The 14,081-nt window shown below is 70.6% G+C and carries 17 protein-coding genes; 2 read left to right on the top strand and 15 right to left on the bottom strand.

All coding sequences use genetic code 11. The features are described 5' to 3' along the window. Nucleotides 1-2: 2 nt before the first annotated feature. The 10 genes from ACQPXD_RS06520 to ACQPXD_RS06475 all read right to left on the bottom strand — a co-directional run bounded on the left by ACQPXD_RS06520 (nt 3) and on the right by ACQPXD_RS06475 (nt 7,839). Entirely contained in the window at nt 3-458 is a 456-nt protein-coding gene (locus tag ACQPXD_RS06520; RefSeq protein ID WP_432835806.1) for a DUF2550 domain-containing protein, read from the bottom strand. A gap of 15 nt (nt 459-473) precedes the next feature. Beyond that, the gene (locus ACQPXD_RS06515) at nt 474-755 is read right to left on the bottom strand and encodes a F0F1 ATP synthase subunit epsilon (protein WP_432835805.1); all 282 of its coding nucleotides are present in this window, start codon (nt 753-755) and stop codon (nt 474-476) included. A 261-nt stretch (nt 756-1,016) separates the two neighbouring features. Further along, on the bottom strand, nt 1,017-2,450 hold the full coding sequence (atpD, locus tag ACQPXD_RS06510) for a F0F1 ATP synthase subunit beta (RefSeq protein WP_432835803.1): 1,434 nt from the start codon (nt 2,448-2,450) through the stop codon (nt 1,017-1,019). Continuing rightward, complete coding sequence (locus tag ACQPXD_RS06505) at nt 2,450-3,376, bottom strand: F0F1 ATP synthase subunit gamma (protein ID WP_432835801.1); 927 nt, start codon at nt 3,374-3,376, stop codon at nt 2,450-2,452. Before ACQPXD_RS06505 ends, atpD begins: the two co-directional genes overlap by 1 nt. A 3-nt stretch (nt 3,377-3,379) precedes the next feature. Next, nucleotides 3,380-5,017, bottom strand: coding sequence for a F0F1 ATP synthase subunit alpha (gene atpA, locus ACQPXD_RS06500; protein ID WP_432835799.1), 1,638 nt, complete (start codon nt 5,015-5,017; stop codon nt 3,380-3,382). Between the two features lie 39 nt (nt 5,018-5,056). After that, nucleotides 5,057-5,878, bottom strand: a complete 822-nt coding sequence (locus tag ACQPXD_RS06495; protein WP_432843674.1) for a F0F1 ATP synthase subunit delta — start codon at nt 5,876-5,878, stop codon at nt 5,057-5,059. After that, nucleotides 5,875-6,432, bottom strand: a complete 558-nt coding sequence (locus ACQPXD_RS06490; protein ID WP_432835797.1) for a F0F1 ATP synthase subunit B — start codon at nt 6,430-6,432, stop codon at nt 5,875-5,877. Before ACQPXD_RS06490 ends, ACQPXD_RS06495 begins: the two co-directional genes overlap by 4 nt. 34 nt (nt 6,433-6,466) lie before the next feature. Next, nucleotides 6,467-6,688: an ATP synthase F0 subunit C gene (gene atpE / locus ACQPXD_RS06485; protein ID WP_432835795.1), complete on the bottom strand. Its 222-nt coding sequence runs from the start codon at nt 6,686-6,688 to the stop codon at nt 6,467-6,469. A 124-nt stretch (nt 6,689-6,812) separates the two neighbouring features. Beyond that, nucleotides 6,813-7,589, bottom strand: a complete 777-nt coding sequence (gene atpB / locus ACQPXD_RS06480) for a F0F1 ATP synthase subunit A (protein WP_432835793.1) — start codon at nt 7,587-7,589, stop codon at nt 6,813-6,815. 34 nt (nt 7,590-7,623) lie between these two features. Continuing rightward, a complete protein-coding gene (locus ACQPXD_RS06475; RefSeq protein ID WP_432835791.1) occupies nt 7,624-7,839 on the bottom strand; it encodes an AtpZ/AtpI family protein in 216 nt (71 codons plus the stop codon). Nucleotides 7,840-8,069: 230 nt separating this feature from the next. Between ACQPXD_RS06475 and ACQPXD_RS06470 the strand changes: the two genes are divergently transcribed. Then, complete coding sequence (locus ACQPXD_RS06470; protein ID WP_432835790.1) at nt 8,070-8,510, top strand: hypothetical protein; 441 nt, start codon at nt 8,070-8,072, stop codon at nt 8,508-8,510. Here ACQPXD_RS06470 and ACQPXD_RS06465 read toward each other — a convergent pair. Next, on the bottom strand, nt 8,507-8,896 hold the full coding sequence (locus ACQPXD_RS06465; RefSeq protein ID WP_432835788.1) for a hypothetical protein: 390 nt from the start codon (nt 8,894-8,896) through the stop codon (nt 8,507-8,509). The two genes, ACQPXD_RS06470 and ACQPXD_RS06465, sit on opposite strands and share 4 nt — an antisense overlap. Continuing rightward, entirely contained in the window at nt 8,896-10,143 is a 1,248-nt protein-coding gene (gene glyA, locus ACQPXD_RS06460) for a serine hydroxymethyltransferase (RefSeq protein ID WP_432835786.1), read from the bottom strand. Before glyA ends, ACQPXD_RS06465 begins: the two co-directional genes overlap by 1 nt. 43 nt (nt 10,144-10,186) lie before the next feature. On the opposite strand from glyA, the gene ACQPXD_RS06455 reads away from it, so the two are divergent. Then, entirely contained in the window at nt 10,187-11,617 is a 1,431-nt protein-coding gene (locus ACQPXD_RS06455; protein ID WP_432835784.1) for an SDR family oxidoreductase, read from the top strand. A 335-nt stretch (nt 11,618-11,952) separates the two neighbouring features. Here ACQPXD_RS06455 and ACQPXD_RS06450 read toward each other — a convergent pair whose 3' ends face one another. Genes ACQPXD_RS06450 through prmC form a run of 3 tightly spaced genes read right to left on the bottom strand, consistent with a single transcriptional unit; the run spans nt 11,953 to nt 14,048 of the window. Then, entirely contained in the window at nt 11,953-12,522 is a 570-nt protein-coding gene (locus ACQPXD_RS06450) for a phosphotyrosine protein phosphatase (protein WP_432835782.1), read from the bottom strand. Beyond that, nucleotides 12,522-13,160, bottom strand: coding sequence for an L-threonylcarbamoyladenylate synthase (locus ACQPXD_RS06445; RefSeq protein ID WP_432835780.1), 639 nt, complete (start codon nt 13,158-13,160; stop codon nt 12,522-12,524). Before ACQPXD_RS06445 ends, ACQPXD_RS06450 begins: the two co-directional genes overlap by 1 nt. 9 nt (nt 13,161-13,169) lie before the next feature. Beyond that, complete coding sequence (prmC, locus tag ACQPXD_RS06440) at nt 13,170-14,048, bottom strand: peptide chain release factor N(5)-glutamine methyltransferase (protein ID WP_432835778.1); 879 nt, start codon at nt 14,046-14,048, stop codon at nt 13,170-13,172. Nucleotides 14,049-14,081 lie beyond the last annotated feature (33 nt).

The following is a 14,081-nucleotide window of genomic DNA, read 5'->3' as shown; positions in this document are numbered from 1 at the left end:
ACTCAGCTCGCGCGGTAGCGGTAGGGGCGCGTCTCCGGGGTCGGATCTCCCGGCGGCGCCGCCTCCACCCAGGACAGGAAGCCGGTCAGCGCCCGCTCGGCCATCGCGATCTCGACCGGCGCCTGCCGGCTGACGCAGCGCACGATCACCCAGTCCTGCGGCAGGACCAGCAGCTCGGCCGGGTCGGGCGAGCGGCGGCGTTCGACGGCGAGCCCGCGGCGGGAGAACACCCGGCGCGGGCCCGGCCAGAAGCTGAAGATGCGATACCACCGCAGCTCGTCGCCGGCGAACCGGGCCAGGCCGGCGGACCAGCCGCGGCCCGGCAGGAAGGTGCTCAGGCGGACGCCGAGCTCGATGGTGCCGCCCCGGCGGGCGATGACGAGGCGGCGCAGGAACAGCACCGCCAGTGCGGCGAGCAGGACGAGGACGCCGATGCCGATGCCTTCGACGATCCTCACCTTCGCCGCCCGCCGTCAGTGCGCCGCGGAGGAGGACGCGGGGGCGCAGCTCTCGGCGAGGACCGTCACGCCGGTGCCGGTGACGGAGATGAACCCGCCGGCCACGTCGTAGGCGAGCTCCTGACCGGCCTGCTTGATGCGCACCTGGCCCTCTTCGGCGAGCTGGCCGAGGAGCGGCTCGTGGCCGTAGAGGACGCCGAGCTCTCCCTCGGTCGTGCGCGCCACGACCATGTCCGCGTCGCCGGACCAGACTTTCTCCTCGACGGCTACGAGCTCGACGTGCAGCTGCCTCGCCACGCTAATTACTCCTCGTGTGCGCGATTCGGTTTGCAAGAGTCTAGTCAATGATCTGTCCCGCGGAGCAGTGGGCCTCACCACGTTGGCACACCTGGTGAACGGCGGGTACTGCGGCGGGCCGGACCGTGAGCGTCGACCACTTCAGAGCGTGACGCACGTCACCGCCTCGCGAAGGATCTTTGCCGAAAATTTCACCGGACGGCAAGGTAGCGAAAAGGCGCGCCACCGAAGGTGACACGCCTTTGCGCAATACGCCCGAAATCAGTCCTTCATCAGCTCGTGCGCGTTGCGCTCGAGGTCCTCGAGGCCACCGCACATGAAGAACGCCTGCTCGGGGAAGTGGTCGTACTCCCCGTCGCTGATCTTCTTGAACGACTCGATCGTCTCCTTGAGCGGCACGGTCGAGCCGGGGACGCCGGTGAACTGCTCGGCGGCGTAGGTGTTCTGCGACAGGAACCGCTCGATGCGGCGGGCCCGGCCGACGGTCACCTTGTCCTCTTCGGACAGCTCGTCCATGCCCAGGATGGCGATGATGTCCTGCAGGTCCTTGTACTTCTGCAGGATCCGCTGCACCTCGCGGGCGACCGTGTAGTGCTCCTGCCCGACGTACTCCGGCGCGAGGATGCGCGAGGAGGACGCCAGCGGGTCGACGGCCGGGTAGATGCCCTTGTCCGAGATCGACCGCTCGAGGTTGGTCGTCGCGTCGAGGTGGGCGAACGTGGTGGCCGGCGCCGGGTCGGTGTAGTCGTCGGCGGGCACGTAGATCGCCTGGAGCGAGGTGATGGCCTTGCCCCGCACGGAGGTGATGCGCTCCTGCAGCTGACCCATCTCGTCGGCCAGGGTCGGCTGGTAGCCCACGGCGCTCGGCATGCGGCCGAGCAGCGTGGAGACCTCGGAGCCGGCCTGGGTGAACCGGAAGATGTTGTCGATGAAGAGCAGCACCTCCTGGTTCTGCACGTCGCGGAAGTACTCCGCCATGGTCAGCGCGGCGAGCGCGACCCGCAGCCGGGTGCCCGGCGGCTCGTCCATCTGGCCGAAGACCAGCGCGGTCTTGTCCAGCACCTGGCCCTCGGCCATCTCCAGGATGAGGTCGTTGCCCTCGCGGGTGCGCTCACCCACGCCGGCGAACACCGAGGTACCACCGAAGTTGCGGGCCACCCGGATGATCATCTCCTGGATGAGCACCGTCTTGCCCACGCCGGCGCCGCCGAACAGGCCGATCTTGCCACCGCGCACATACGGCGCGAGCAGGTCGAGCACCTTGATGCCGGTCTCCAGCATCTCGGTCTTGGGCTCGAGCTCGGCGAACGCGGGCGCCGGGCGGTGGATCTCCCAGCGGTCCTTGATGTCGAGCGTCGCCGGGTCGGCGTTGAGCACGTCGCCGAGGGCGTTGAACACGTGGCCCTTGGTCACGTCGCCGACCGGCACCGAGATGCCCGCGCCGGTGTCGGTCACCTCGGCGCCCCGGATCAGGCCGTCGGTGGGCTGCATGGAGATGGCGCGCACCATGTTGTCGCCGAGGTGCTGGGCGACCTCGAGCGTCAGCGTCCGGGTGCCCCCGGAGAGGGTCACGTCGACGTGGAGCGCGTTGTAGATGTCGGGCATGGCGTCACGCGGGAATTCGGCGTCGACGACCGGGCCGATGACCCGGACCACGCGGCCGACCGCGGTCTTGGTGTCTGCAGGTGCAGTCATCACACATCACTTCCCGCCGCCGCCAGCGCGTTGGCGCCGCCGACGATCTCGCTGATTTCCTGGGTGATCGCCGCCTGCCGGGCGGAGTTCATCTCGCGGGTGTACCGCTTCAGCAGGTCGTCGGCGTTGTCGGAGGCGCTCTTCATGGCGCGCCGGCGCGCGGCCGACTCGCTGGCCGCGGAGTCCAGCAACGCCGCGAAGATCCGCGTGTTGATGTACTTCGGCAGCAACGCCTCCAGCAGCTGCTCGGCCTCCGGCTCGAACTCGTAGGCCGGCAGTGGCCCGCTCACCTCCTGCTCCTCGACCTCCATCGGCGCGACGATCCGCGCGACCGGGGTCTGGGTCATCAGGGAGCGGAACTGCGTGTGGACCATGTAGAGCTCGTCGATACCGAGGACGCCGTCGGGCCCCGGGCCGTCGATCGAGTCGTCGGCGCCGTTGACGAAGGCCTGGATGAGGGCCTCGCCGATTTCCGAGGCGTTGTCATACCGCGGCTGCTCGGAGAAGCCCGTCCAGCTCCCGGCGATCTCACGGCCGCGGAATCGGTAATACGTCACGCCCTTGCGTCCGGCGATGTAGAGCGCGACCTGCTTGCCGTCCTGCCGGAGCCGGGAGATGAGCTGCTCGGCGGTGCGGATCGCGTTGGCGTTGTACCCGCCGCAGAGCCCCCGGTCGCTGGTGACCAGCAGCACGCCGGCCCGGTGGACCGGGCTGCGCGGCACCAGCAGCGGGTGGTCGACGTTGGCGTTGCTCGCCAGTGCCGTCAGCACGCCCGTGATCGCCTCGGCGTAGGGCAGGGAGGCGGCGACCCGCTCCTGCGCCCGGCCGATGCGGCTCGTGGCGACGAGCTCCTGCGCCTTCGTGATCTTCTTGGTCGACTTGACCGTGCGGATCCTCCGGCGCAGTGCTTGTACCTGACCGGCCATGCGTCAGCCCGACTTCCGGACCTGGCGGGTGACGGTCTCGCGGGCCTGCTCGCCCTCGAGGGCCTTGGCCGGCGCGTCGCTGACCCCCGCTTCCTCGGCCTTGGCCGAGAAGACTTCCTTGAAGTGGTTGATCGCGTCGGTCAGGCCGGCGATGGTGTCCTGGTCCAGCTTGCGGGACTCGGCGATGACGTCCAGCAGCTCCTTGCGGCTGGAGCGCAGGTGCTGCAGGAACTCCGTCTCGAACCGCTTGATGTCGCCGACGGCGATGCTGTCGAGCTGGCCCGTCGTGCCGGCCCACACCGACACGACCTCCTCCTCGACCGAGAACGGCGAATACTGCGGCTGCTTGAGCAGCTCGACCAGGCGGGCGCCCTTGTCCAGCTGCGCGCGGGAGGCCTTGTCCAGGTCGGAGGCGAACGCGGAGAACGCCTCGAGCTCGCGATACTGCGCGAGGTCGAGCCGGAGCCGGCCGGCGACGTCCTTCATCGCCTTGACCTGCGCCGAGCCGCCGACCCGCGACACCGAGGTGCCGACGTTGATGGCCGGGCGAACGCCCTGGTTGAACAGGTCGGACTCCAGGAAGACCTGGCCGTCGGTGATCGAGATGACGTTGGTCGGGATGTAGGCCGAGATGTCGTTGGCCTTGGTCTCGATGATCGGCAGGCCGGTCATCGAGCCGCCGCCGAGCTCGTCGGACAGCTTCGCGCAGCGCTCCAGCAGCCGGGAGTGCAGGTAGAAGACGTCGCCCGGGTAGGCCTCGCGGCCCGGCGGGCGGCGCAGCAGCAGCGACACCGCACGGTAGGCCTCGGCCTGCTTGGTCAGGTCGTCGAACACGATCAGCACGTGCTTGCCGCCGTACATCCAGTGCTGGCCGATGGCCGAGCCGGCGTAGGGGGCGAGGTACTTGAAGCCGGCCGGGTCGGACGCCGGGGAGGCCACGATGGTGGTGTACTCCATGGCGCCGAACTCCTCCAGCGTCGCCCGCGTGGCGGCGACCGTGGAGGCCTTCTGGCCGATGGCGACGTAAATGCAGCGGACCTGCCGCTTCGGGTCGCCGGACTTCCAGTTGTCCCGCTGGTTGATGATCGTGTCCAGCGCGACCGTGGTCTTGCCGGTCTTGCGGTCACCGATGATCAGCTGCCGCTGGCCCCGGCCGATGGCGGTCATGGCGTCGATCGCCTTGATGCCGGTCTGCAGGGGCTCCTTGACGGGCTGGCGGGCCATGACGTTGGGGGCCTGCAGCTCGAGCTCGCGGAAGCCCTCGTTCGGGATGTCGCCACGGTCGTCGATCGGCTGGCCCAGCGGGTTGACCACGCGGCCCAGGAACGCGTCGCCGACCGGGACCGAGAGCACCCGGCCGGTCCGCTTGACCTGCTGGCCCTCCTCGATGCCCTCGAACTTGCCGAGGACGACGACGCCGATCTCGCGGACGTCGAGGTTGAGCGAGACACCGAGCGTGCCGTCTTCGAATTCGAGCAGTTCGTTGGCCATCGTCGAGGGCAGACCCTCGACCTGGGCGATACCGTCGCCGGCGTACGAGACGACGCCGACCTCCTCGCGGGAGATCCGTGCATCAACGGACGAGACGTAGCGCTCGAGTGCGCCCCGAATGTCGTCCGAGGAGATGGTCAGCTCGGCCATCCTCAACCTTCTATCTGGAGTAACAAAGCTTCGGGGTAATTACTTCGAGAGCGCCGTCTTCGCCTCGGCGAGGCGACGGGCCACTGTGCCGTCGTAAAGGTCGCTGCCCACCTTGACCCGCACGCCACCGATGATGCGCGGATCGACATCGACCTTGAGGGACACCCCTCGACCGTACAGTTCCGCCAGGCGGTCAGCCAGGCTCTGCTCCTCGGCGTCGCTCAGCGGCACGGCGGTGGTCACGTAGGCCACCGACCGGTCCCGCTTCGCGGCGGCCAGCTCGACGAGGCGGGTCAGCGAGCTGTCGAAGCCGCGGCCGCCGAAACCGGCGATCGCGAGCCGTGCGAGGCCGAGCGTGGCCGGCTTGGCCTTGCCCGTGAGCAGGTCGTCGACCAGCGCGGTGCGGGCCGCCGCCGGTGCGGTGGAGTCGCTCAGCGCGCCGGCCAGGCGGCCGTCGCCCGAGACGATCTGACCGAACCGGAAGAGCTCGTCCTCCACGTCGGCCAGCTCCCCGGCCCGGTCGGCCCCGGCCAGCAGGGCGTCGACGCCGAGCCGCTCCGCGCCGTCGAGCAGCGCGCCCGGCCCGGACCAGCGCCCGGACACGAGCCCGGCCAGCAGCTCGACCGTCTGGTCGGCGACCTTGCCGGACAGGATCGAACGGATCAGCCCGGCCCGCTCCTCGGCGGGACGGGCCGGGTCGGCCAGCGCGCGGCGCAGGCGGGGCTCGCGCCGCAGCAGGTCGGCCACCGCGAGGATCTCGTCGGCGACCGCACCGATCCGCTGAACGTCAGCGCTCGCCGAGAACTCGGCGAGCTTGTCGGCAGCGGCCCCGTAGGCCTCGCGGTTGATTGTGTCCATCAGCGCCGCCCGGCGGCACCGGCGGCCGCGCTGTCGTCGCCCTCACCGATTTCGGAGAGGAACCGCTCGACCGTGCCGCGGCGACGGGCCTCGTCCTCCAGCGCCTCGCCGACGATGCGGCCGGCGAGGTCGACCGCGAGCGAACCGATCTCCGCCCGCAACTGCCGGACGATGGTCTGCCGCTCGGTCTGCAGGGCGTCGCGCCCGGCCGCGATGATGCGGTCGCTCTCCTCCCGGGCTCTCGCGAGGATGTCCTCGCGGATGCCCGTGGCGTCGGCGCGCGCCTCGTCACGGATGCTGGCCGCCTCGGTGCGGGCCTCGGCGAGCTGCTCCTTGTACTGCTGGAGCAGCCGGTTGGCCTCGGCCTGCGCCTCCTCGGCGCGTTTGATGCCGCCCTCGATCGCGTCGACCCGCGCCCGGAAGGTCTCCTCCATGCGGGGGAAGACGAACTTCATCAGCACAATGCAGAGGATGAGGAAGGCGAAACCGCCGACCACGATCTCCTGCCAGATCGGGATGATCGGGTTGGGCCCTTCGGCTGCCAAGATGATCGGCATGGGAAACCTCCCGGCTCGAATCGAAGGGGAGGGACTAGAAGCCGAACACGAAGCCGAAGGCGATACCCAGCAGGGCGAGCGCCTCGACCACGGCGAAGCCGAGGAACATGTAGGTGCGGGTCAGGCCGGCCGACTCGGGCTGGCGAGCGGTCGCCTGGATGTACGACGCGAAGACGATACCGACGCCGATGCCGGGGCCGATGGCGGCAAGACCGTAGCCGACGGCGGCGAGGCTACCGGAGACTTCAGCGAGCATGTGGATTTCCTCCTGGGATCTCGCGTGACTGGTTCACGCGGGACAACTGAAAAGGGTGGAGCAATAACGCTTTCGAAGCTCGAAGCGGGGGTGGTGGTGTTGCTGCGGACGAACGGCTGGCGGCTCAGTGCTCCTCGGCCAGGGTGCCGGCGAGGTAGTTGGCCGTCAGCAGCGTGAAGACGTAGGCCTGCAGGGCGGCGATCAGCAGCTCGAAGAAGGTGAGCGCGATCGTCATCGCCCAGGAGACGACGGAGATCGGCTTGAGGAACAGGCTCTCCGCATTGAGCAGCGCGAAGCCGCCGAGCGTGAACACCAGCAGCAGCATGTGGCCGGCGAACATGTTGGCGAAGAGCCGCAGCGCGAGCGTGAGCGGCTGCAGGATGAAGGTCTGCAGCGCCTCGATGGGCAGCAGTAGCGGCTGCATGAACCACGGGGCGGGCAGCACGGTCGCGTGCTTGAGGTAGCCGAGGAAGCCGTGCTTCTTGAAGCCCTGGTACAGATAGAGGAAGTACGTGCACAGCGCCAGCGTGAACGGGAAGGCGATGTGCGCGTTCGGCGAGACCTGGATGAGCGGCACGATCGAGAAGACGTTGCCGACCAGGATGAACATGAAGAGGCTGGCCAGATACGGCGCGAAGCGCAGGCCCTCGTGCCCGATCACGTCCTTGGCGACGCCCTCGCGGATGAAGCCATACATGCTCTCGGCGAGCCACTGGCCCCTCGTCGGCACGATCTTCGGATTGCGGTAGGCGACCAGGAAGAACACGATCACAACGGCGGCGGCCAGCCAGAGGAACAGGCTGAACTTGGTCAGCCACTCGGGGCCCAAGGCCGGTGGAAAGATGTCCTCCACGGTGGGCGGGAATGGCACCTCCGCCAGAACCACCAGGTCGCTGCTCACCACGTTCCTCTCGAAAACCCTCACGCCACCGGGCTCAGGCGCCCAGCCGCTTGACCACCAGGTACACACCGCCCGCGGCGCCGAGCACACATCCGATCGCGGTGGCGATTCCATGCCAACCGAGCCAACGGTCGACAAGCCAGCCAACGAAGCCCCACACGGCGATGCCCGAGATGAGGTATCCGACGGCGGCCCAACCTTCGTTGGAGCCTCGCGCACCGGACTGCTTGGGTGTCTGGTTACCGGCCATGACGCGGTGACAATATCAGCCTGCCGGGAGCACCCGTGCATCGACCCCCGCGTGCTCGTCGCGCGGGGGTTCGCTCATCGGGCCGGGGCCATCAACCGGCGGGCGTCAACGTTACTACGCCTAATCCTCGGCGAACGTCAATTACACGACTGTCACATGAGTGAATGTTGCGCACGGTCACCCTCACCGGGTTAGCTGAGAAGCTCAATCTAACATTCCGTGCTGGAGTGGTGACCTTGCGCAACGCCGTCATCGCACTCTTCGTGATCCTGGCCGCCGTCGCGATCTCGAAGAGCGGCCGCGACGGGGCGCCGCGCCAGGCCGGCGGCTTCAGCCCGCTACTGTGCTCCATATCACCGCTGCGCGTCACGGCCAGTGACGGCCAGCTCTCCGCCGGGGCGCGCTTCCAGTGCGGCTCCCCCGGCCCCGACCGGCTCGAGCTGACCGTCCGGCTGCAGCGCAGTACCCCTGAAGGCTGGACAACCGCGGCGGAGCAGGCATTCACGGCGGCCAAGGGCGAGACGCTACGGACGGTGGTGGCCGAGCAACGCACCCGGAAGGTCGGCGCGCCCTGCCAGGACGGCGTCTTCCGCAGCCAGGCCGTGTGGTCGGTCAACGGCGGCCGGCCCAACACGTCACAGGGGTCGGAGCGGCGCAACCCCTGCGGCTAGACCTCGACGTAAGGGATCTTGGCCCGCCATACCCACACCGAGTGAGCGGCCATCCAGGCCACCACGGCGATGATCACCGCGGCGCCGAGCCACCGCAGGCCGCCCCAGCCGGCGCTCGCCACGACCCACATGGCCAGGCCGATGATGGTGAACTTCACAATGTACGTCGCCAAGGCCACCGGCATCAGCAACTGCCGGGCCTTGAGGTCGGTCGCGGCGATGATCAGGCTGGACACCGAATAGCTGGCCGCGACCAGCCCGACGCCCGCGAGGTCGCCGGCCACGCCGACCCAGCCGTCGCGCCACAGCGCGATCGGCACGGTGACGACGAGCACGACCGCCATCGCGATCAGGCCCGCGGGAAGGTGCTGCAGCCGCTTTCTCATCACGGGGAAGGATACGCGGGAAAGGCCGCGGCGAGTTCCCGCACCTCGTCGCCGACCGGCTCGCCGCGCAGCGCGGCGGCGATGAGCGCCGCGATCCGGCGCATCTCCGGCTCCCGCATGCCCTGCGTGGTCACCGACGGGGTGCCGACCCGGATGCCGGAGGCGGTCATCGGCTTCTCCGGGTCGTACGGGATGGCGTTCTTGTTCAGCGTGATCCCCGAGGCGTCGCAGCGCTCCTCGGCCTCGCGCCCGGTGATCCCCAGCGCCCGCAGGTCGACCAGGGCCAGGTGGGTGTCGGTGCCGCCGGACACCGGCCGCATGCCCTGCTGCGCCAGCCCTTCGGTGAGCGCCCGCGCGTTGGCGATGACCTGGCGGGCGTAGTCGGCGTAGGCGGGCTGGGCCGCCTCCTTGAGCGCCACCGCCTTCGCGGCGACGGCGTGCATGAGCGGGCCGCCCTGCGTGAACGGGAACACCGCCTTGTCGATGCGCTGGGCGAGGCCCTCCCGGCACAGGATCATCCCGCCGCGCGGGCCGCGCAGCACCTTGTGCGTGGTGGCGCAGACGACGTCGGCGTGCGGGACCGGCGAGGGGATCGCCCCGCCGGCGACCAGGCCGATGAAGTGGGCCGCGTCGACCATGAGATAGGCGCCGACCTCGTCCGCGATGTCGCGGAACCGGGCGAAGTCGATCAGCCGGGGGTACGCCGTGGCGCCGCAGATGATCATCTTGGGCCGGTACGCCCGGGCCAGCTCGCGCACCTCGTCGTAGTCGATGAGCTCGTCGTCCTTGCGCACCGGGTAGCCAACCGTGTTGAACCACTTGCCGGAGAAGTTCACCTTGCTGCCGTGCGTGAGGTGGCCGCCGTGCGGCAGTTCCATCGCCAGCACCGTGTCGCCGGGCATGAGCAGCGCGGCGTAGGCGGCCAGGTTGGCGCTCGCGCCGCTGTGCGGCTGCAGGTTGGCGTGCTCGGCGGCGAAGAGCGCCTTGGCCCGCTCGATGCCGAGCGCCTCGGCCCGGTCCACCTCGGCGCAGCCGCCGTAGTACCGCCGGCCGGGATAGCCCTCCGCGTACTTGTTCGTGAGCGTCGAGCCGAGCACCGCCAGCACCGCCGGGGAGGTCAGGTTCTCGCTCGCGATCAGCTGCAGGCCGCCGCGCAGGCGCCCGAGCTCGGCCAGGACGACGTCGGCGATCTCCGGGTCGGTGCGGCGGAGCGCCTCGAAATCGGGTCCCCAGTACGTGTCGCCCATGAAACGAGTCTAGGTTCCGATTGCGCACGGTAAGCATGAAGTCATGCGATGTCTGGTGACCGGTGCGACCGGGTACGTCGGCGGACGCCTGGTCCCGCGCCTGCTGGCGGCCGGCCACGAGGTGCGCTGCCTGACCCGCGACCCGCGCCGGCTGCGCGACGTGCCGTGGGCGCCGAAGGTCGACGTCGCTCTCGGCGACGTGGCACGGGACGTGGGGCTGGCCGAGGCGCTGGCCGGCATCGACGTCGCCTACTACCTGATCCCCGCGCACGGCCAGGACCCGATCGAGGACGCCGACCGCCTCGCCGCGCTGAACTTCGCCATCGCCTGCGAGGCCGCGGGCGTGCAGCGCATCGTCCACCTCCACGGTCCGCAGCCGGCCGGCCGGGAGGCCGGTGACATCTTCCTGCGCTGCGCCGTGCCGGCGGTGGTGTTCCGGGCCGCGATGATCATCGGTTCCGGGTCGGCGTCGTTCGAGATGCTGCGGTACCTCACCGAGCGCGTCCCGGTCATGCTCGCGCCAGCGTGGATGCGCAACCGCGTGCGGCCCATCGCCGTCCGCGACGCGCTGCGCTACCTGGTCGCCGCGGCCGCGGTCTTCCCGCCACCGGTCAACCGGGCCTTCGATCTCGGCGGCCCGGACGTGCTCGCCTATGTCGAGTTGATGCGGCGGTACGCCCAAATCGCCGGCCTGCGCCCCCGCGCGCTCGTGCCGGTCCGCGGCAGCGCGCCGTGGCTCTCCGCGCACTGGGTCGGCCTGGTCACGCCGGTGCCGCACCGGGTCGCCCGCCCGCTGATCGACGGCCTCCGGCGGGACGCGGTGGGCGGCGAGCACGACATCGCCCGGTACGTCCCGGACCCGCACGACGGCCTCACCGGCTTCGACACCGCCGTGACCCTGGCCCTGCGCAAGATCGGCGCGGGCGACGTGGAGACCCGCTGGTCCAACGCGGCGGTGCCGGGCGCACCCAGCGACCCGCTGCCGACCGACCCGTCGTGGTCGGGCGGGACGGTCTACCGCGACGAGCGCACCCGCGCCGTGGCGGCCCCGCCCGAGCGGCTGTGGCGGGTCATCGAGGCGATCGGCGGTGACAACGGCTGGCACTCGTTCCCGCTCGCCTGGTCGGTCCGCGGCCGCTTGGACCGGCTGGTCGGCGGCGTGGGCCTGCGCCGGGGCCGGCGGGACCCTGCGCGGCTCTACGTCGGCGAGGCGCTGGACTTCTGGCGGGTCGAGGAGATCGTGCCCGGCTCGCTGCTGCGGCTGCGCGCGGAGATGAAGCTGCCCGGCCGGGCTTGGCTGGAACTGCGGGCCCTCGGCGACGGGCGCGGCGGGGCGGTCTACGCGCAGCGCGCGATCTTCCTGCCGCGCGGGCTGGCCGGGCACGCCTACTGGTGGGCGGTGGCGCCGTTCCACGCGTTCGTCTTCGGCGGCATGGCCCGCAACATCGCCCGCGCCGCGCTGGCCGGCTCCTGAGCCCCGCTGGCCGGCCCTTGAGCCCCGCTGGCCGGTTCTTGAGCCCCGCTGGCCGGTTCTTGAGCCCCGCTGGCCGGCTCCTGAGCCGCGCCGGCTGGCTCTTGAGCCCCGCCTGGCCGGCTTTTGAGCCCCGCTGGCCGGTTCCCGAGGCGCGCCGGCTGGCTCTGAGGCGTGCTTGCTGGCTCTTGAGGCGATAAATCCAGCCACTTCGTGGCCGGATTTATCGGACATTTCGTATTTTCGCGGGATGCGATAGTGAACGATGTGGTTTGCCGCCCGGAAAAATGATGATAAGTCCGAAAAATCCGGTCGCGAAGCGGCTGGATTTTTCGGTTCTAGCCGAACAAGGCCTCGGCCAGCGGCTTCGTCGTGGCGTGGATCTCGTCGGCGACGCGGCTGAAGTAGGCGTCGGCGCGGCCCCACGGGTCGTCCAGCTCGTCCGACGGGAGCGCCGGCTTGCCCGCCCGGGCCGCGTCGGCCGCCTCGACCAGGGCCACGCCCCGCTCGTACACGTCGGTCAGGCCGGACGGCAGCTCGGCGCCGCGGATCAGCCGCCCGAACTCGCCGAAGACGAACGTGCGCGGCGCCGCGTCCGGGCACAGGGCGGCCACGAAGTCGACCTGCTCGATGGTCGCGGTCAGCACCAGGTCGGACGACTCGACGTGCTCGGCCAGCAGCTTGCGGGCCCGGAACCCGGCCACGGCGCCGCCGCGGGCCAGGACCTGCCGGGCCGCCTGCGGGTCCATCGGCTCACCGGCGTGCCAGCCGCCGGTGCCGGCGCCGTGGACATACAGCTGGTCGGCTCCCCCGCCCAGCGCCAGCGCGTCGGCGACCAGCAGCCGCTCGGCCATCGGCGACCGGCAGATGTTGCCCATGCAGACGCACAGCACGCTGAACGGCGCCATCAGGAGGCGGGCTCGATGAGGTCCGGCACGACCTCGCGGAGCTTCTCGATCGGGATCGCGCCGGCGCGCAGCACCCGGTGCTCGTTGCCGACGACCGAGATGATCGTGCTGGCCACCGGCTCCGGGCAGGGGCCGCCCTCCAGGTAGACGCTGACCGAGTAGCCCAGCTGCTCGCGCGCCTCGGCGGCGGTCTCGGCCGGCGGCTGGCCGTGCTTGTTGGCCGACGACACCGCCATCGGACCCGTCTCGCGCAGCACCTCGAGGGCGATCGGGTGCAGCGGCATGCGGACCGCCACCGTGCCGTCGGTGCTGCCCAGGTCCCACTGCAGGCTCGGGGCGTGCTCGACGACGATCGTCAGGGCGCCCGGCCAGAACGCGTCGACCAGGTCGCGCGCCGCCTGCGGCAGCCCGAAGACCAGCCCGTCGAGCGTGTGCCGCGACCCGACCAGCACCGGCACCGGCGTGGTCCGCCCCTTGGCGTTGTTGAGCGCGGTCACCGACCAGGTCTTGAAGGCGTCGGCACCGATGCCGTACACCGTGTCGGTCGGCATCACGATCAGGTCCCCGCGCCCAACCGCCTCGATCGCGGCGGCGATTCCCCGCTCGCGCTCGGCGAGCCGGCTGCAGTCGTAAAGCATCACGACAGGCTAGTCTGCCACCCTCCGCGCGGTGGTGAACCGGGGGCGGCCGGCCAGGTCGCGATGGTCCTCGATCGCCTCGAAGCGGGCCGTCGTGCGCAGCAGCGCGGGCAGCGACTCGCCCTGGGTGTCGTCGTGCTCGATGGCGAGCAGGCCGCCGGGGCGCAGCAGGCGGGCGGCGGTCCGGGCGACGGCCGGCATGAGCGCGAGACCGTCGGGGCCGGCGAAGACCGCGTCGTGGGGATCGTGCTCCGCCACCTCGACGTCGACCTTGGTCGCCTCCGGGACGTACGGGGGGTTGCAGAGCACGGCACCGACCGTACCCGCCAAATCCGCTAAAAGCGAAATATCCGAAATGTCGCTGACAACCACGCGCACGTGCGGTGCCAGCCGGGCCACGTTCTCGCGCAGCCATGGCAGGGCCCGGTCGGACCGCTCCACGGAGTACACCTGAAGGTCTTGCAGCTGGGTGGCCACGGCGATGCCGATGGCGCCCGAGCCCGCGCACAGGTCGACCACGCTCCCGGCCGGCCGCAGGTGTGGCAAGGCCCACTCCACCAGGAGTTCCGTCTCGAAGCGGGGGATGAAGACGCCCGGGCCGACGGCCAGCTCCAGGCCGTAGAACGGGGCGGTGCCGGTCAGGTGCTGCAGCGGCACGCGGGTCGCGCGGTCCGCCACCAGGCGCTCGAACTGCGCGGCCTGAGCGCGGGTGAGCGCCGCCGTCGCCAGGCGCGACCGTGGTACCCCCAGCACGTGGGCGGCGAGCAGCTCGGCGTCGGCCCGCGGGGAGGCAACCCCGGCCGCGGCGAGCGTCCGGGTGGCCGCGGCGATCGTCGCCGAAAGCGTGGGCAACTGCTCTTCCGGCGTGTCATCTTCGAGGCGGTGCACCTCATAATCATGGAGCGCGCCGGAAGGGGGTCC

The organism is Dactylosporangium sp. CA-092794, from assembly GCF_050948465.1.
Classification (GTDB): Bacteria; Actinomycetota; Actinomycetes; order Mycobacteriales; family Micromonosporaceae; genus Dactylosporangium.
This window is presented reverse-complemented; position numbering and strand designations above follow the sequence as displayed.

What these genes read in the sequence shown, in the direction of transcription:
- ACQPXD_RS06475 (WP_432835791.1), bottom strand. Translation starts at nt 7,839, where the DNA reads ATGGCCGGTAACCAGACACCCAAGCAGTCCGGTGCGCGAGGCTCCAAC.
- ACQPXD_RS06445 (WP_432835780.1), bottom strand. Translation starts at nt 13,160, where the DNA reads ATGCTTTACGACTGCAGCCGGCTCGCCGAGCGCGAGCGGGGAATCGCC.
- glyA (WP_432835786.1), bottom strand. Translation starts at nt 10,143, where the DNA reads ATGGGCGACACGTACTGGGGACCCGATTTCGAGGCGCTCCGCCGCACC.
- ACQPXD_RS06455 (WP_432835784.1), top strand. Translation starts at nt 10,187, where the DNA reads ATGCGATGTCTGGTGACCGGTGCGACCGGGTACGTCGGCGGACGCCTG.
- ACQPXD_RS06505 (WP_432835801.1), bottom strand. Translation starts at nt 3,376, where the DNA reads ATGGCCGGTCAGGTACAAGCACTGCGCCGGAGGATCCGCACGGTCAAG.
- atpD (WP_432835803.1), bottom strand. Translation starts at nt 2,450, where the DNA reads ATGACTGCACCTGCAGACACCAAGACCGCGGTCGGCCGCGTGGTCCGG.
- ACQPXD_RS06450 (WP_432835782.1), bottom strand. Translation starts at nt 12,522, where the DNA reads ATGGCGCCGTTCAGCGTGCTGTGCGTCTGCATGGGCAACATCTGCCGG.
- ACQPXD_RS06490 (WP_432835797.1), bottom strand. Translation starts at nt 6,432, where the DNA reads ATGCCGATCATCTTGGCAGCCGAAGGGCCCAACCCGATCATCCCGATC.
- atpE (WP_432835795.1), bottom strand. Translation starts at nt 6,688, where the DNA reads ATGCTCGCTGAAGTCTCCGGTAGCCTCGCCGCCGTCGGCTACGGTCTT.
- ACQPXD_RS06465 (WP_432835788.1), bottom strand. Translation starts at nt 8,896, where the DNA reads ATGAGAAAGCGGCTGCAGCACCTTCCCGCGGGCCTGATCGCGATGGCG.
- atpA (WP_432835799.1), bottom strand. Translation starts at nt 5,017, where the DNA reads ATGGCCGAGCTGACCATCTCCTCGGACGACATTCGGGGCGCACTCGAG.